Origin of the sequence: Burkholderia sp. AU45388 (assembly GCF_030481585.1) — a bacterium.
GTDB lineage: Bacteria > Pseudomonadota > Gammaproteobacteria > Burkholderiales > Burkholderiaceae > Burkholderia > Burkholderia sola.
In genome coordinates this window covers 199464-215481 of sequence record NZ_JAUJPV010000001.1, presented here as the reverse complement: position 1 = coordinate 215481, position 16018 = coordinate 199464, and the positions used below count along the sequence as shown (strand labels likewise).

14 protein-coding genes are annotated in these 16018 nt (G+C 70.6%); 1 reads left to right on the top strand and 13 read right to left on the bottom strand.

Annotated elements, in window-relative coordinates; all coding sequences use genetic code 11:
• Positions 1-30: 30 nt before the first annotated feature.
• From QZM72_RS00935 to QZM72_RS00885, 11 genes are all read right to left on the bottom strand, one after another.
• Positions 31-981: a glycosyltransferase family 4 protein gene (locus QZM72_RS00935; protein WP_089471192.1), complete on the bottom strand. Its 951-nt coding sequence runs from the start codon at positions 979-981 to the stop codon at positions 31-33.
• Positions 971-2059: a glycosyltransferase family 9 protein gene (locus tag QZM72_RS00930; RefSeq protein ID WP_301736870.1), complete on the bottom strand. Its 1089-nt coding sequence runs from the start codon at positions 2057-2059 to the stop codon at positions 971-973. Before QZM72_RS00930 ends, QZM72_RS00935 begins: the two co-directional genes overlap by 11 nt.
• A gap of 225 nt (positions 2060-2284) precedes the next feature.
• Positions 2285-3286 (bottom strand): glycosyltransferase family 2 protein, encoded by a 1002-nt coding sequence (locus tag QZM72_RS00925; protein WP_301736869.1) that lies wholly within the window; start codon positions 3284-3286, stop codon positions 2285-2287.
• Positions 3283-5028 (bottom strand): carbamoyltransferase C-terminal domain-containing protein, encoded by a 1746-nt coding sequence (locus QZM72_RS00920; protein WP_301736868.1) that lies wholly within the window; start codon positions 5026-5028, stop codon positions 3283-3285. The genes QZM72_RS00925 and QZM72_RS00920 overlap by 4 nt, the downstream gene beginning before the upstream one ends.
• 3 nt (positions 5029-5031) lie before the next feature.
• Positions 5032-6234, bottom strand: a complete 1203-nt coding sequence (locus QZM72_RS00915; protein WP_301736867.1) for a glycosyltransferase family 9 protein — start codon at positions 6232-6234, stop codon at positions 5032-5034.
• Positions 6231-6842 (bottom strand): HAD-IIIA family hydrolase, encoded by a 612-nt coding sequence (locus QZM72_RS00910; RefSeq protein WP_089471187.1) that lies wholly within the window; start codon positions 6840-6842, stop codon positions 6231-6233. Before QZM72_RS00910 ends, QZM72_RS00915 begins: the two co-directional genes overlap by 4 nt.
• Complete coding sequence (locus tag QZM72_RS00905; RefSeq protein ID WP_301736866.1) at positions 6833-7582, bottom strand: SDR family oxidoreductase; 750 nt, start codon at positions 7580-7582, stop codon at positions 6833-6835. Before QZM72_RS00905 ends, QZM72_RS00910 begins: the two co-directional genes overlap by 10 nt.
• Before the next feature lie 197 nt (positions 7583-7779).
• Complete coding sequence (locus tag QZM72_RS00900) at positions 7780-8307, bottom strand: hypothetical protein (protein ID WP_301736865.1); 528 nt, start codon at positions 8305-8307, stop codon at positions 7780-7782.
• Positions 8249-11050 carry an ABC transporter transmembrane domain-containing protein gene (locus QZM72_RS00895; RefSeq protein ID WP_301736864.1) on the bottom strand — a complete coding sequence of 934 codons (2802 nt, stop codon included), beginning with the start codon at positions 11048-11050 and terminating at the stop codon, positions 8249-8251. Before QZM72_RS00895 ends, QZM72_RS00900 begins: the two co-directional genes overlap by 59 nt.
• Positions 11051-11096: 46 nt before the next feature.
• Positions 11097-11948 carry a BON domain-containing protein gene (locus tag QZM72_RS00890; protein WP_301736863.1) on the bottom strand — a complete coding sequence of 284 codons (852 nt, stop codon included), beginning with the start codon at positions 11946-11948 and terminating at the stop codon, positions 11097-11099.
• Positions 11949-12132: 184 nt separating this feature from the next.
• On the bottom strand, positions 12133-12486 hold the full coding sequence (locus tag QZM72_RS00885) for a chemotaxis protein (RefSeq protein WP_089471184.1): 354 nt from the start codon (positions 12484-12486) through the stop codon (positions 12133-12135).
• Positions 12487-12754: 268 nt separating this feature from the next.
• Between QZM72_RS00885 and QZM72_RS00880 the strand changes: the two genes are divergently transcribed.
• Complete coding sequence (locus QZM72_RS00880; protein WP_301736862.1) at positions 12755-14347, top strand: ATP-binding protein; 1593 nt, start codon at positions 12755-12757, stop codon at positions 14345-14347.
• Positions 14348-14357: 10 nt separating this feature from the next.
• On the opposite strand, the gene QZM72_RS00875 is transcribed toward QZM72_RS00880, so the two are convergent.
• Positions 14358-14681, bottom strand: coding sequence for a four-helix bundle copper-binding protein (locus QZM72_RS00875; RefSeq protein WP_301736861.1), 324 nt, complete (start codon positions 14679-14681; stop codon positions 14358-14360).
• A 57-nt stretch (positions 14682-14738) separates the two neighbouring features.
• Entirely contained in the window at positions 14739-15944 is a 1206-nt protein-coding gene (locus QZM72_RS00870) for a zinc-dependent alcohol dehydrogenase (RefSeq protein ID WP_301736860.1), read from the bottom strand.
• Between the last annotated feature and the right edge of the window lie 74 nt (positions 15945-16018).

The following is a 16018-nucleotide window of genomic DNA, read 5'->3' as shown; positions in this document are numbered from 1 at the left end:
CTCGCGCCGCGCTCACACCGCCGTACACCGTCACGCCGTCGCGTCCCGCAATGCAGCGTCCCAGTCGCGCGCGAAGCGCTCGATGCCGAATCGCTCGCAGGCGTCGCGTTTGGCCGCCGCGCCCCACTCGCGCGCGAGTTCCTGATCGCGGATCAGCATCCGCATCGCATCGATCAGCACGGCCGGCCGCGTGTCGGCCACGCCGTTGCTGCCCGTCTTCACGAGTTGCGCCATCTCGGTCGTCGCGAGCGCGACGATCGGCAGCCCGATCATCATCGCCTCGATCACCGCGAGTCCGAGGCTCGTGTAGCGGATCGGATTGAAGAAGAACCGGTAGTGCGACAGGAATTGCGGCAACGCCGGATTCGGCACCTCGCCGATCCCGCCGAGTTCGCACGAGCCCATCCCCACCAGGTCGATCGGCACGCTGTGCCGCACGACTTCGAACACATCCGCACCGAGGCGCCGGCCGCGGCGCGCGAGGTTGTTCACGACGGCCACGCCCTTCGGCAGCGTGCCGCGATACTCGACGTCCTTCGGCACCAGCACGCCGTGCTCGATCACGCGCGTCGGCGTCACGCCGTTGTCCCACATCAGCGCATTGAACGGCGTCACGTGCACCAGCAATACGTTCGGATCCTGCACCGGATGCAGCGTGTCGGTCGGATGCTCGCGCGGCGGATCGTGCTCGACGAACAGCGTCGGCAGCGCGCGCTGCGCTTCGCTCAGCAGCCGCAGGCGGTCATGCTCGTAGTGCTTCGCGTGCTGATACAGCACGCAGTCGAATGCGGTGTCGCGCACGCATTCGGCCGGCACCTCGTGCACGTTGTCGCCCCACGGCAGGTGCCCCACGCGGCCCGCATAGCCGGGCGGATGCTGCGGCTTCGTCACGATGTAGAAATCGTGCGGCGCCTGCGACAAGTAATACAGATAGTTGCCATGCACGTGCCAGGTGAGCACGCGCAACCGCTTACGTGACATGACGTCTCTCCTCCGCGAGCAGTTCGCCCGCCCGGTCCATCACATCGCCGACGCCGATCGCGGTCGCGCACTCGTGCCCGTACGGGCAGGTATCGAACATGCACGGCCGGCACGCCGGGTAGTTCGCGAGCACACGATGACGTTCGGCGTCGAGCGGCGCCCAGCGGGCCGTATCGCTGCCGCACGCGACGACGATGCTCGGCGTGCCGAGCGCCGCCGCCACGTGCGATACGCCCGTGTCGTTGCACAACAGGAGCCGCGCACGGGCGATCAACGCGGCCAGCGCGCCGAGCGGCGTGCGGCCGCACAAGTTCACGCACGGCCGCCCGAGATGCTCGGCGAACGCGCTCGCCAGCCCCAGTTCCCCGCGCGTGCCGGTCAGCACGATCTGCCAGCCGTCGTCCGCGAGCTGCCGCGCGGCGAGCGCGAAGCGTTCGACCGGCCAGCGCCGCGACGCCATCCGCGCGCCGGGATGGACGATCACGTAGCGGCCGGGATCGAGCGCATGTTCGTCGCAGAGCACGTGCCACAGCGCATAGTCGAGGCCGCCGAGCGGGAATTCGAGGTAGTCGCCCCAGTCGGCGTAGCCGAGCTTGCGCGTGAGCGCCAGATAGCGCGCGACTTCCGGTTCGTCGTCGCGCCATGCGAGCGCGCAGTCGAGCGCGGTCGTGCCGCCGTCGGCCGGCACGAAACCGGCCGTGCGCGTCGCGCCGAGCGACGCGACGATCGCGTTCGTGTGCGCGCCGCTGCCGTGCAGCTGGATCGCGAGATCGAAGTCGCGCGCGCGGCATTCGGCGATGAACGCCTCGCGCGCGGCCGCGTCGGGCTCGGGCTGCTCGGCGAGGCCGGGCGCGCCGGGGAACGAGATGAAGCTGTCGATGTAGTCGGAAAAGCGCGATGCGAACTCGCGCGCCCACGGCAGGCCGATCAGCGTGATGCGCGCGTCCGGTTCGCCGCGCCGCAGCGCGCGCAGCGCGGGCACCGCGCACAGCATGTCGCCAAGCTGCAACGCACGGAACACCGCGATCCGCTTCGGGCCGCGCGGGCCGTCGGAATCGACGCTGGGATCGAGCTTCATCAGTTGCTCCGAAAAACCCTGTCCTTCAGGACCGGGAGAAAAGGAGCGCCGCTGTTTGACAGCGGCATTCCACCGTTTAAATGGCCGGCATGATCCTTGTCTATCGCTACCGGGTGAAATCGCTCGACGGACTGCTCAACAAGCAGAGCCGCGCGGTGAACTCCGTCTGACACTTCTGCAACGACACGCGGAAACAGGCGCTCAACCTTCAGGGAGAAGAGGACGTCAAAGGAAAATCACCCGGAAGTGAAGCGCGCCGCGCATGCGCCAGTACAACGACACGGGCGGAATCGCGATGGACGTGACGATCATCTCGGCCACGTGCGACGCCGTGAGCTGCGTGCCGCGCAATCGTTTCGCGCAGAACCCTGCAGTAATCGCGGCCCACACCGCCGCGCACACGATGGCCGGCGCCGGCCAGCCGGCGGCGAAACAGCCGATCGCGCCGAGCGCGGCGAGCACGGCCGCGTAGTAATGCCACGGCGGCACGGGCCGGATGTGACGCCGGTAGGTCGCGCGGTGCTTCTTGTACAGCAGCGCATCGAAATACACCTTCGACTGCGCGCCGATGCTCGATCCCCAGCGCGCGGGACGCACCGGATGCACGATGCGCGCGGCGTCGGCCTCGACGATCGGCCCCGCATGCTCGCGCAGCGCGAACATCAGGTCGGCGTCCTCGCGCCACGCGCGCGTGAAGCGTTCGTCGAAGCCGCCGATGCGTTCGAGCGCCGCGCGCCGCACGAAGCAGTTCGCGGTCGCGAATTCCGCATGCGCGAGCCCCGCCGCGTCGCGTTCGTAGTCGGTCGGGCACGGCCGCAACGGCACGTCGATCCGGCCGGCCGCGGCCGCCGCCGACGGCTCGGCCAGCAGCGCGGCCGCGCCGTGGCGCAGCCAGGTCGGATCGGGAATCGTGTCGTCGTCGGTAAATGCGATCAGCGCGCCGCCCGCGCTGCGCCAGCCGACGTTGCGCGCGCCGGCCGGGCCTTGCGTGTCGGGCGCGGTCATGTAGCGGATCGCCGGCACGTGGGTCACGCGCGCGCGGCACGCATCGACGACGGCGCGCGCACTGCCGGCCGGATCGTCGTCCACGACGACGATCTCGTAGGTCGTCGGATCGAACACCTGCGCGCACAGCGCGTCGAGGCAGCGTTCGAGCAGATCGGGCCGCCGGTAGGTCGGCACGACGACCGATACGACCGGCGGCAGGTGCGTGTCGCGCATGTTCATCTCGGTTTCTCCAGCAGGAACGGGCCGATCACGAGCGCGTCGAGCGGCGACGTCCAGAAGCATTCGACCGCGTCGCGCGGCGAGCACACGATCGGCTCGCCGCGCGTGTTGAACGACGTGTTGACGAGCACCGGCACGCCGGTGAGCGCGTCGAACTCGGTCAACAGCGCATGCAGCAGCGGATGTTGCGTCTCGTCGACGGTCTGCACGCGCGCGGTGCCGTCGATGTGGCGCACGGCCGGAATCCGGTCGGCGCGCTCGGGCACGACGTCGTACACGAACAGCATGAACGGCGCGCGCAGCGGCGTGCGCCGGCCGCCGCTGAACCAGTGATGCGCGCGATCCTCGAGCACGACCGGCGCGACCGGCCGGAAATCCTCGCGATCCTTGATCCGGTTCAGCTTGTGCTGCATGTCCGGGTCGACCGGCGACGCGAGGATCGACCGCGCGCCGAGCGCGCGCGGGCCGAACTCCATGCGCCCCTGGAACCAGCCGATCACGCGGTTCGCGGCGAGCAGCGCGGCCGTCTGCGCGGCGACGTCGTCGAGCCGCCGGTACGGCAGCTGCGCTTCCTTCAGGAACGCCTCGATCGCGCCGTCGTCGTAGGCCGGCCCGAGGTACGCATGATCCATCCGCCAGCCGCCGCGCACGCCGCGCATCCGGAAGTCGGTCCACAGCGCGGCGCCGAGCGCGGTGCCCGCGTCGCCGGCGGCCGGCTGCACCCACACGTCGTCGAACGGGCCGCGATCGCGGATCTTCGCGTTCATCACGCAGTTCAGCGCGACGCCGCCCGCCATCGCGAGCTGCCGCTCGCCGGTCTCGCCGGCCAGCCAGTCGACCGCCTGCAGCGTCGTCTCCTCGAGCACGAGCTGCAACGCATGCGCGATGTCGTAATGATGCGGCTCGATCGGGCCGCCGCGTTCGCGCGGCGGCCCGAACCGTGCCGCGAGATCCTCGTCGCGCACGTCGTAGCGCCCTTCGCCGCGATACTGCACCAGCTTGCGCATCTCGTCGGCGAACACCGGCTTGCCGTACGACGCGAGCGCCATCACCTTGTATTCGTCCGACGAGTGCAGGAAGCCGAGATAGCGCGTCACGCGCTCGTACAGCAGCCCGAGCGAGTGCGGCAGATTCACCTGCCCGAGCCGCCGGTACGAGCGGCCGTCGAATACGCCGTAGCTCGTCGTCGCGCGCTCGCCGCGCCCGTCCATCGTCATCACCGCGCAGCGCTCGAACGGCGCCGCGAGAAACGCGCTCGCCTCGTGCGCGAGGTGGTGCTCGACGAAATGCCAGCGGAACGGCCCGTCGTGCGTGACGCCGCGAAAGCGCCGCTGCAGATGATGCGGCACGCCGCCCGCGAGCTGGCGCGGCGCGTTGACGATCGACGACAGGAACAGCGGATGCCACGGCGACGCGCCGTCCTCGCGCGGCGCATGCGCGGACGGCGACAGCGGCAAGGTCAGCGCCGGCGCCGCGCCTTCGCGGTCGAGTTCGAACGAAGGGTCGTACGAATACGCGACGTGGTCCACGTCGGCGAGCGTGATGCCGGCTTCCGCGAGGCAATAGTCGATCGCGTGGAAAGGCAGCTCCCAGGTCGAGAACGGCACCGGGCGCTTCGCGTGCTTCACGTGCGTGAAGCGTTCGTCCTCGGCCGCCGCGATCACGACGCCGTCGCGCACGATGCAGGCGGCGCTGTCGTGGAAGGCGGCGTTGATGCCGAGCGTATGGATCGGATCAGGCATGCGTCAGTTCCTCGTGATGACGTGCGCGAACGGAATCACGTTCGATGCGTGCGCGGCGACCGGCTCGCGGGCGTCCGCGGCAGCCCGCGCGGCCGTGCGTTGCGCATGGCGCGCGCTGCCACGCAGCAACGCTTGCACGGCGTCGACGACGTCGTCGACGCTCACGCCGCTCAAGCACGGATGGCCGGGCTGGTTGCACACGCTGCGGTAGCAGTTGCGGCACGGCACGTCGACGTTCAGCACACGGTGCGGCACACGCCACGGCGTGTGCTGCGGATTGGTCAATGCATACAGGTCGACCACCGGCGTGCCGAGCGCGGCCGCGAGATGCACGGGGCCGCTGTTGTTCGACAGCACCAGGTCGGCCGTCTCGATCAGCGCGCCGAGTTCGCCGAGCGGCAACACGCCCGCGAGCGGCACCGCGCGCGGCCCCGCCCGTTCGCACACCGCGTCGACCAGCGCGCGCTCGTCCGCGCCGCCCGTCACCGCGATGCCGTCGAACAGCGGCGCGACCGCGGCGGCCGCGTCGCCGAAACGCTCGGCCGGCCAGCGCCGCGACGCGGCGGTCGCGCCCGGATGGACCACGAGCCACCGCGGGCGCGCCGCCGCCGGCTGGCGCGCACCGCCGAAGCGCTGCAACGCGGCCTGCAGGCGCGCATGCACCGCATGCCGCGCCGCGTCGCCCGGCTCGAACGCCATCCGCCAGTCCACCGTCTTCGCGCCGACGGCACGCACCAGCGCGAGCTGACGCGCGACCTCGTGGCGCACGTGCGATTCCGGTTCCGTTTCCGGCACGCGATCGGTCAGCAGTTCATACGGGTTCTCGCGGCAATGCGCGAGCCGCAGCGGGATGCCGGCGAGCCAGCACATCATCGCGGCGGGCAGCGGATTCTGGCTGTAGACGGTGAAGATCACGGCCGCGTCGAAACGGCCGGCCAGCAGCCGGTCGATCATGTCGAGATCGGCCACCGGATCGCCGCGCACGTCGGGGTGCTTGACCCATGGCGCGTCGTAACTCCACACGTCGTCGACCATCGGCAGATGCTTCGCGAGCGCGGCGCCCGTGCGCGACGTCAGCAGCGTCAGGTGACGATCGGCGCCGCTCTCCTTCAGCGCGCGCAGCGCGGGGGTGGTCATCAGCACGTCGCCGATGCTGTCGAGCCGCACGCACAGGATGCGGCGCGCGCGGCTCCAGGCCGTGCTCATGGCCGCACCCACGAGCCGTGCCGAAGCGCGGCTTCGCGTACGACGATGTCGGCGGCCAGGTCGACGCGATCGACGACGTGATGCGGCGTGCGCGCGGCGTTGAGCCGCCACTCGGTCTCGTTGCCGCAGTCGACCAGGATCGTGCCGCAGCGCGCGGTGCGGCCGGCCTCGACGTCGTCGAGGATGTCGCCGATCATCCAGCTCCATTCGGGCGCGGCGCCGAGCGCGGCCAGCGCGCGGCGCAGCATGCCGGGGCGCGGCTTGCGGCAGAGGCAGTCGCAGGTGTAGCGCGGCACGCTGCCCCGCGGGTGATGCGGGCAGTAAAAAAAATCCGCCAGCGTCGCGCCGTTCGCTTCGAACAATTCGGCGAGACGCTGGCGGACCGCGCCAAGCTCCTGTTCGGTAAAGCGGCCGAGCGCGACGCCCGGCTGGTTCGACACGACCGCCAGCGGCATCCCGGTCGCGCCGAGCGTGCGCAGTGCGCGCGCCGCGCCCGGCGCGAGGCGCATGCGCGCGGGATCGACGTTGTACGGCACGTCGTCGAGCAGCGTGCCGTCCTTGTCGAGCAGCACCGCGCCGGGCAGCCGCCGTTCGCGCTTCAGGGCCATGACGTCTCCTTCATCGGCAGCACCATCAGCTCCGGCACCACGGTGCCCGGCGGCTGCGTCAGCACGAAGCGCACGGCGGCCGCCACGTGCTCCGGCGGCTGCAGCGTGTCCTCGTCGATGTCCGGAAAACGGTCGAGCAGGAACGGCGTGCGCATCCCGCCCGCGACGATCGCCGACACGCACACGCCGCTCGGCCGCAGCTCGGCATGCAGCGCGTGCGACAGGCCGAGCAGCCCCCACTTCGTCGCGTGATACGCGGACGCATTCGGCCACGCGCGCTTGGACGCGGTCGACGCGATGTTCACGATATGGCCGTTGCCGCGCGCCTTCATCATCGGCACGGCCGCGTGACACATCAGGTACGGGCCGAACAGGTTCGTCATCAGCACCTGCTGCCATGCGTCGACGCTCACGTCGTCGATCGGGGCGGTCACGTCGATCGCCGCGTTGTTGACGATCACGTCGAGGTCGCCGAGCGATTCGCGCGCGTCGTGCACGACCTGCAGCACCGATGCTTCGTCGCGCACGTCGAGCGGCCGGCCCACCGCCTGCCCGCCGTGGCGTTCGAGCCGCTGCGCGACGGCGGCCGCGCGGTCGCCGTCGAGATCGGCGACGACGACGTGCGCGCCGTGCCGCGCAAGCTCTTCGCAAATGGCTTCGCCGAGACCGCGGCCACCCCCGGTCACGAGTGCGGTCCGGCCGGCGAGCGGCGGTTTGGCTGGATCGTGAGTCACGTTCACCTGCACCTCCTGTCGATGTCGGAAAGCAAATCCGGATGACGGCGACGCTTGTCGCGACAACCGTCCGTGCAGGAGGTACAGCGAAAACCGTGCCGGCCTGCGCGCGCCCGCGCCGCATCGGGCCGTGGCGCGCGCTCGCTGGCTTTTTTATAACCGGCTGTAAAAACCGGCCCGGGCGGCCGGGCCCAGGCGGCCCCTCAGATCGCGAGCGCGTCGGGCGTGGCCTGCGCGCGGTGCTTCGCGAGCGCGCGCAGGCAGTGCGCGATGCAGCCCGCGAACGCCTCGTCGAACCATGGCTGCGCGCCCGACACGCCGACCACGATGCCGCCGAGCGCGACGCCGCCCCACAGGTTCGTGTCGCCCGCGCGCAGCCGGTACGGCTCCAGCGCCTGCACGACGTGGCCGTCGCGGCCCGTTTCCCACGACAGCCGCGCCTTGGCCCGCGCATAGGCGCGATAGTCGGCGTCCCAGTCCTTCGGGTCGGGCAGCGAAAACTCATACAGGATCGCGTCCTCGAACGCCGCGTCGCGCGGCCCGAGCGCGGGGTCCATGATCACGACGTGCAGGCAGCCGCTGTCGCCGACGAAATCGCTCTGCAGCGCGGCGGACAGCGTCGGCAATAGCAGCTCGACGGCCGCCACCGCGGCCTGGCGGTCCGCGAACGCGCTACCGCCGCGACGCGCGTTCAGGGCTTCGGGTGTCGTCGGATTCAGAAGGTTCGGCATGAATTTCTCCGGAGGAAAACGCGAGCGCACGCAACGCCGCGATCAGGTCGGCCGCTACCGCGGGCTTGGTCAGGTACGCATGGAAACCGGCTTCGACCGCGCGCGTGCGGTCGCGATCGCGCGCATGGCCGGACAACGCCAGCGCCTCGAGCGGCGCACGGCCGTCGCGATCGCGCGCGGCGTCGAGCTGACGCACGCGCGCCATCACCGTGTAACCGTCCTCCTCGTCGTCGCCGAGGTCGATGTCGCAGACGAGCAGCGCCGGCCAGTCGGCCCGGCGCGCGCGCCACAGGTCGTCCAGCAACGCCTGGCCCGACGCATACGCATGCACGTCGGCGCCGGCCGTCTTCAAGAGCGCGGTGAGGGCCTCGCGCGCCTCGTCGTGGTCGTCCACGCACGCGATGCGCAGCCCGTCGAGCGGCTTCGCGGCGGCTGCCGCACCGGCATCCGGAGGTGGCACGGCGTCACCGGATGGCATCGACGCCGGCGCCACCGCGTACATCGGCAGCGACAGGTGCAGCGTCACGCCGATATCGTCGCGTTCGCGCACGACGTAGCCGCCGGCTTCCTCGATCGCGTCCTGCAGGCGCTCGAGATCGATCAGCGACAGCTCCGTGGCGTCGACGCCCGTGCACGCGATCGTGATGCGCGCTTCCGGGTCGTGGCGCGCCGTGCGCACCTCGAGCTGCCCGCCACTGCTCGCTTCGATCGCGCCGCGACACAGCTCCCACACGAAGCGCCGCAGCGCGGTCGGATCGGCGTTGACGACGAGATCCTCGTCCGACACATGGCGGAACACCGGCACGCCGCGCCGCGCGGCCGCCTCCGCCAGCGAATCGAGCACCTGCGACACGAGCGGGTTGATCCGTACCGGCTGCCGCGCGAACTTCGCCTCCGTGCGTTCCAGCTCGCGCTGCTTCGCCTGCAGCGACCACATCTGCGCATACACGCCGCCGCTTTCGAGCAACTCGTCGTGGGTGCCCTGCTCGACGAGCCGGCCGTACTCCATCACGAGGATGCGGTCGGCATCGACGATCGTCGACAGCCGGTGCGCGATGATGAGGCTCGTGCGATGCCGCGCGACGCGCATCAGTTCCTGCTGGATCGCGCGCTCCGAGCGCGTGTCCAGCGCCGACGTCGCCTCGTCGAACACGACGATCGGGGGCGCCTTCAGCAACGCGCGCGCGATCGCGACGCGCTGGCGCTCGCCGCCCGACAGCCGCACGCCGCGCTCGCCGACGCGCGTGTCGTACGCATCGGGCAGCCGCTCGATGAACGTGTCGAGTTGCGCGCCGCGCGCGGCCGCGATCACGTCGCCGCGCGTCGCGTCGCGCTTGCCGTACGCGATGTTGTACGCGAGCGTGTCGTTGAACAGGATGGTGTCCTGCGGGACGATGCCGAGCGCGTCGCGCAGGCTGCGCTCGGTGACGAGCCGCAAGTCCTGGCCGTCGATCCGGATGGTGCCTGCATCGGGCTGGTACAGCCGGAACAGCAGTCGCGCGAGCGTCGACTTGCCCGAGCCGCTGCCGCCGACCACGGCGATCGTCTGCCCGGGCTCGATGCGGAACGACACGTCGAACAGGATCTGCCGGCTCGGCTCGTAGCCGAAGTCGACGTGCTCGAACTCGATCGCGCCGCCGCGCACGACGAGCGGCTGCGCGCCGGGCGCATCGCCGTCCTCGCCCGGCTTGCCGCGCGCGTCGAGCAACCCGAACAGCCGCTCGATGTTCGTCATCGCGTCGTTCGCCTCGCGGAACACGAAGCCGAGCGCATTCAGCGGCAGGCTGATCTGGATGACGTAGGCGTTGATCAGCACCAGATCGCCGATCGTCATCGCGCCGCGCGCGACCTGCTGCCCGGCGAGCAGCATCACCGCCGCGATCCCCGCGCCGATGCACGCGCTCTGCCCGATATGCAGCGTCGACAGCGCGTACTGGTTGTCGACGCCGGCCTCGCGCCATTCGTCGAGCACGCGCTCGAGCCGATCGCGCTCGACGTCCTCGCGCGCGAAATACTTGACCGTATCGACGTTCAGCAGGCTGTCGACCACGCGCGAATTCGACTCGGCCTCCAGTGCGTTCACGCGCCGCTGGTAGCGCATGCGCCGGCGCGTGAACACCACCGTATACGCCGCGTAGACGGCGAACGTGACGAAGATGATCGCGGTGAACCCGCCGCCGTACTTGCTGATCACGATCACGAGCACCGAGCCGATCTCGATGGCCGTCGGCACGATCGTGAACACCGCGACGCCGAGCAGGTAGCCGATGCCGGCGGTGCCTTTCTCGAGGTCGCGCACGACCGCACCCGTCTCGCGCTGCGCATGAAAACGCGCGCCGAGGCGGTGCAGATGGCCGAACGTGCGCACGGTAAACGACGCGACCGTATGCTGCGTCACCTGCACGAAGGTCATGTCGCGTACTTCGTTCAGGGCGTTCGACGCGAAGCGCACAACCGCGTACGCGAACAGCAGCAGCACCGGCCACGCCATCGGCTGGCCGGCCGCGCGGCCGAAGCCGTCGACGATATCCTTGAGCAGCAGCGGCACCGATACGGCCGCCGCTTTCGCGAGCACCAGCAGCGCGATCGCCGCGAGCACGCGTGCGCGGTAATGCCAGATCGCGCGCCAGAGTTCGACCGCGATCCGGGCTCGCAGGCCGCGCTTGTCGCGGCGATGGCGGAGGTCGCGGCCTGCGGCCGCATCACGGTCCTTCGCGGGCGTTTCGTCGATTCCGGTCGTCATGCACGCATTACTCGCGGTCGGGGGCGCGGCGTCTCACGCACGGGAGTCAGTGGCGCGGCTCGCGCTCGCGGCCGCTCGCCACGACGCCCGGTTCCGGGTCGCGCGCGGCAGGCTGGGTCGGTGTGACGGTCCGCTGGTCCGGATGCAGCACCATGCCCGCGTCGGGTTCGTCGGCGCGGCGCACGCGCACGCGGTTCTCGACGTCGCGCACGCCCAGGCAACCGTCGGCCAGATCCTCGATGTCGTGCTTCATCCAGCGCGCCGGCACCGTGCCGTCCAGTTCGACGCGCCCCGCGCTCACCTGCACGCTGACGTCGCTCACGTCGATCTCGAGCGCATGCGCGAGCCGCTCGCATACGTCCTCGCGAATCCGCTCGTCCGAGCGCGTATAGCCTTTCGGCCCGCGGCGATGGCGCAGCGCGTCGCGTTCGGTATCCCGGCCGAAGCGCGACAGGTCGGGGGCACCGCCGTAGCGCGGATCGCCTACGTCGCGCTCGCCGCCGTACGAACCCATCCGGTGCGGACTGCGGAATTCCGGCCGCTCGCCGCCGTACCGGCCTTCGTGGCCCGCCGCCGTGCGGCGGCCCGGTTCGCCGTAGCCGCGCTCGGGGCCGCGCGCCGGCTGGCGCGCGCCGCCCGGCCAGTCCGGGTCGGCCGCGCCGCGCTGCTGGTCGACCGGCCGCGCGGCGCGCTCGGTCCATTCGCTGCCCCAGTCTTCCGGGCCCACGTCCTCGCTCGCGAAGCGCCGGTCAGCCGATTCGTAGTCTTCTTCCGGCCAACGGGCCGGGTCGTCCGGGATGCCGCGCTCGCCGGCGCCCCGGTACGCGCGTTCGTTGCGCTCGTACCAGTCGGGCGGGCCGCCGCGCTCGCCGGACCGTCCGGGATATCGTCGTTGCATCGTGTCTCTCCTTGATCGCCCGCGCCGCGCACGACACCCTGCCGGGCCGCGGCGCGCGTCGGTCGGGTGAATGCAAATCGCGTGCCGGCGCCGTTGCCGTGCCGCGACGGTCGCGCGCCGCCGCGCCGGGAAGCCGTCAGGCGCCCCAATCTGCAACGCGATTGCAGTTTTTGCGTGTCGGGCGTCACGGGGCACCGCCGGGTTCGTCCGGGTCGTCGGTGCGACCGGGTTCGCTCAGCCGCTCCGTGCGGTCCGGCTCGATGTCGGCGCCGTCCTCCAGCGTCGAATCGCCGTCCGCCGACGCGCGCTCGCCCGTCCCCGCGCGATCCGTATCGGTGTCGAGTGCCGCATCGCCGCGCTCCAGCGCGTGGTCGTCCAGCGGCGAATCGACATCGAACGGATGGCGCCGCGCCCCCGCCGTATCGCTGCCGCTGTCGGACGAGTCGCTCGGGCCGAGCGCCCGGCCGTCGCGACCGCGGCTGGCGTTGTCGTCGTCCGGGCCGGCCGGTTCATTGTCGGGATTCAGCGTGCTGTTCATGTCGGCCTCCTTGCCTGGCTTGCCGCCGCGAGATCGGCCGGATGGCCGCCGCACCGCAGGCGGACCATCCTGGCGTGCAATCGGCATGCCGCGCCCGGCGCGGACGGCCGGCCCGACAGACGGCACGCCCCGTGCGCACCCATTGATAAGCTGAATCGAGTTCCTTTATGCTTTCGAACGTGCCAATTCGCTCCGTATGGCCGCCGCCGGCGCGTCCGGCGGCGGGCCGGCGACCTGCGGCCGCCCGCATTTTCAACTTGCCGCTCCGATGAAGAAAGACGACGCCGATCTCCAACCGCATCCGCCGCCGCCCGGCTCGTCCGACGCGCGCGACCTGCAGCACCGCTTCGCCGAATTCCGGTTCCAGACCGTGGTGAAGTCGATCACCGACTATGCGGTATTCATGCTCGACCCTTATGGCAACGTCGCGACGTGGAACGCCGGCGCCCAGCGCATCAAGGGTTACTCCGCCGCCGAGATCGTCGGCCACCATTTCTCGCTGTTCTATCCGATCGATGCGATCACGGCCGGCCGGCCGTCGCAAGGGCTCGCGCTGGCCGCCGCGCACGGCCACTTCCTGGACGAGGGCTGGCGCGTGCGCAAGGACGGCACGCAGTTCTGGGCAAGCGTGACGATCACGCCTGTGTACGACGCGGCGCACGATCTGTGCGGCTTCATCAAGATCACGCGCGACATGACCGAGCGCAAGCGGCTCGAGGAGCTCGAGGCGTCGACGCAGCGGCTCAGCGTGTTCATCGCGACGCTTGCGCACGAGCTGCGCAATCATCTCGCGCCGCTGCGCAATTCGGTCGGCGTGCTGCAGACCCTGCCCGATCCGCCGCCTGCGCTCGCGCAGTGCCGCGACGCGGTGAACCGCCAGGTCGGTCAACTGACACGGCTGGTCGACGATCTGCTCGACGTCGGGCGCATCACCGCCGGCAAGGTCGAACTCGACGCACGCCCCGTCACCGTGCGCGACCTCGTGTGTCGCGGGGTCGAAAGCATCCAGCCGAAGCTGGCCGCGCGCGAGCAGTGGATCCGCGTCGACCTCCCGGCCGACGCGGTGGTGCTGCACGGCGACGACGCACGGCTCGTCCAGGTCCTGCACAACCTGCTCGACAACGCGTCGAAATTCTCGCCGCACGGCGGCCGGATCGACGTCGGCGCGCGGATCGAAGGGCAGTCGGTAGCGATCCACGTCGTCGACCGCGGCGTGGGGATCGCACCCCGCGCGCTCGAGACGATTTTCGACCTGTTCGAACAGGAAGGGGGATCGGGCCAAGCCCCGTCCGGCGGTTTCGGGCTCGGTCTGGCCATCTGCCGGTCGTTCGTCGAACTGCACGGCGGGCGAATCGCCGCGGAAAGCGACGGGCCCGGCCACGGGGCGACGTTCACGGTATGGCTGCCGATCGCGCACGTGGCACGCGACGAGCCCGCCGCACCGCCTGCACCCGCCGCCTTCGCACAGCCGGCCGTCGAGCCGCTGCGCATCGTCGTCGTGGACGACAACCACGACTCGGCCGACACGCTCGCGGTGTTGCTGCAGATGAAGGGGCACGCGCCGCGCGTCGCGTACGACGCGGACGAAGCGCTCGCGCTCGCCCGCGACTACACGCCGCATCTGATGATCCTCGACCTGACGATGCCGGACGTCGACGGCTTCACGCTGCTGCAGGAATTGCGCACGATCGACGCGCTGCGCGACACGACCTGCGTCGCGCTGTCCGGCCATGCGCGCGCATCCGACCTCGCGCGCACCGAAAGCGCCGGCTTCGACGACCATCTCGTGAAACCCGTCGAGATGGCCGTCCTCGACGCGCTGCTGGAGCGCGTCGCGCGTCGGGTTGGGGATACGCCGTAAGCGCCCGTGCTCACGCCATCGCGCGGCACATCGCGGCACACGCCTCGCACGCGCGCGCGCAGCGACGGCAATGCTCGTGCGCATGCCGCGAACACTCGGCCGCACACAAATCGCACGCATGTGCGCACAGCGCACAAATGCGCGGTGCGAGCCCGCTGCGGCGCGCCATCGCGCCCGACGCGAAGCGGCACAGCTGCGCGCATTCGATGTCGAGCGCGATGCAGGTGGCCAATGCGTGCACGTCGCGCTCCGCGAGGCAGGCGGCCGCACAGGTGTCGCATGCGTGCGCGCAGGCGTCGCACGCGGCCATGCAGTTGTCGTATTGATCGCTCATCGTAGTGCTCCCGGTTTCGGTTGATCGTTTCGGTTCGCATCGTTTCGGTTCGTGTCGTCACGGCGTCAGCTTCACCTTCATCCAGCCCGGCTCGCGCACGTCGAACGCGCGATACGCATCGATCGCGTTCGTCAGCGGCTCGCTGCGCGTGAGCACCGACAGCGGGTCGAACGCGCCGCTGCGCACCAGTTCGACGAGCGGCGGCGTCACCGTCCGGTGATTGCAGTTGCCCATCTTGATCGTCAGGTTCCGGTTCATCGCCTCGCCGATCGGAAACACGCGCGCCGCCTGCGGATACACGCCGATCACCGAGATCGTGCCGGCCTTCGCGACCACGCGCACCGCCCATTGCAGCACCTGCGACGGCCCGTCGCCCGGCACCCAGTTGCGGCCGTCCGGCTTGCGGTGCGGCGCGACCGCCTCGACTTCCGCATTGAACGCACGCGCGGCGTCGCGATCGGCCGCGGCCGGCCCGTGCGTCGCGCGCATCGCGTCGACACCCACCGCGTCGATCACGCGGTCGACGCCGATTCCGCCCGTCAGCCGCAATATCGTGTCGACCGGGTCGTCCTCGGAAAAATCGACAATCTCGGCGCCCTGCGCGCACGCCATCTCGAGCCGCGACGCGATGCGGTCGACCGCGATCACGCGCCCGGCGCCCATCAGCTTCGCACTCGCGATCGCGAACTGGCCAACCGGCCCCGCGCCGAACACGGCGACCGTATCGCCCGGCTTCACTTCCGCAAGCTGCGCGCCGAAATAGCCGGTCGGGAAGATGTCCGACATCAGGATCGCGCGATCGTCGTCGATCTCGTCGGGCAGCCGGATCAGGCTCGCATGCGCAAGCGGCGTGCGTGCGTATTCGGCCTGCAGCCCATCGAACGGGCCCGTTTCCGCCGGCCCGCCGAAGAACGACGTGCCCGCGCGCGGCCCGCCGGGGTTCGCGACGTCGCATTGCGCGGTGTAGCCGGCGCGGCAGTAAGCGCAGCTACCGCATGCGATCGTCGACGGAATCAGCACGCGATCGCCGCGCCGCAGATTGCGTACGTCGCGCCCGACCGCCTCGACGATGCCGACGCCCTCGTGGCCGAGAATCGTGCCGGGCTTCATCCCGCCGAGCGTGCCGCGCACCATGTGCAGATCGGTGCCGCAGATCGCGCTGGCCGTGAGACGCACGACCGCGTCGGTCGGCGCGGAGACTTCCGGATCGGGCACCGTGTCGATGCGAATATCGCCGATACCGTGAAATACGACTGCTTTCATGTCAGGCCCTCCTTGTCGAAAGCGGAAACGGTGAAGGTCACCGTCGAGCCGATCGAGCAAGGGGTGCGCCTGTG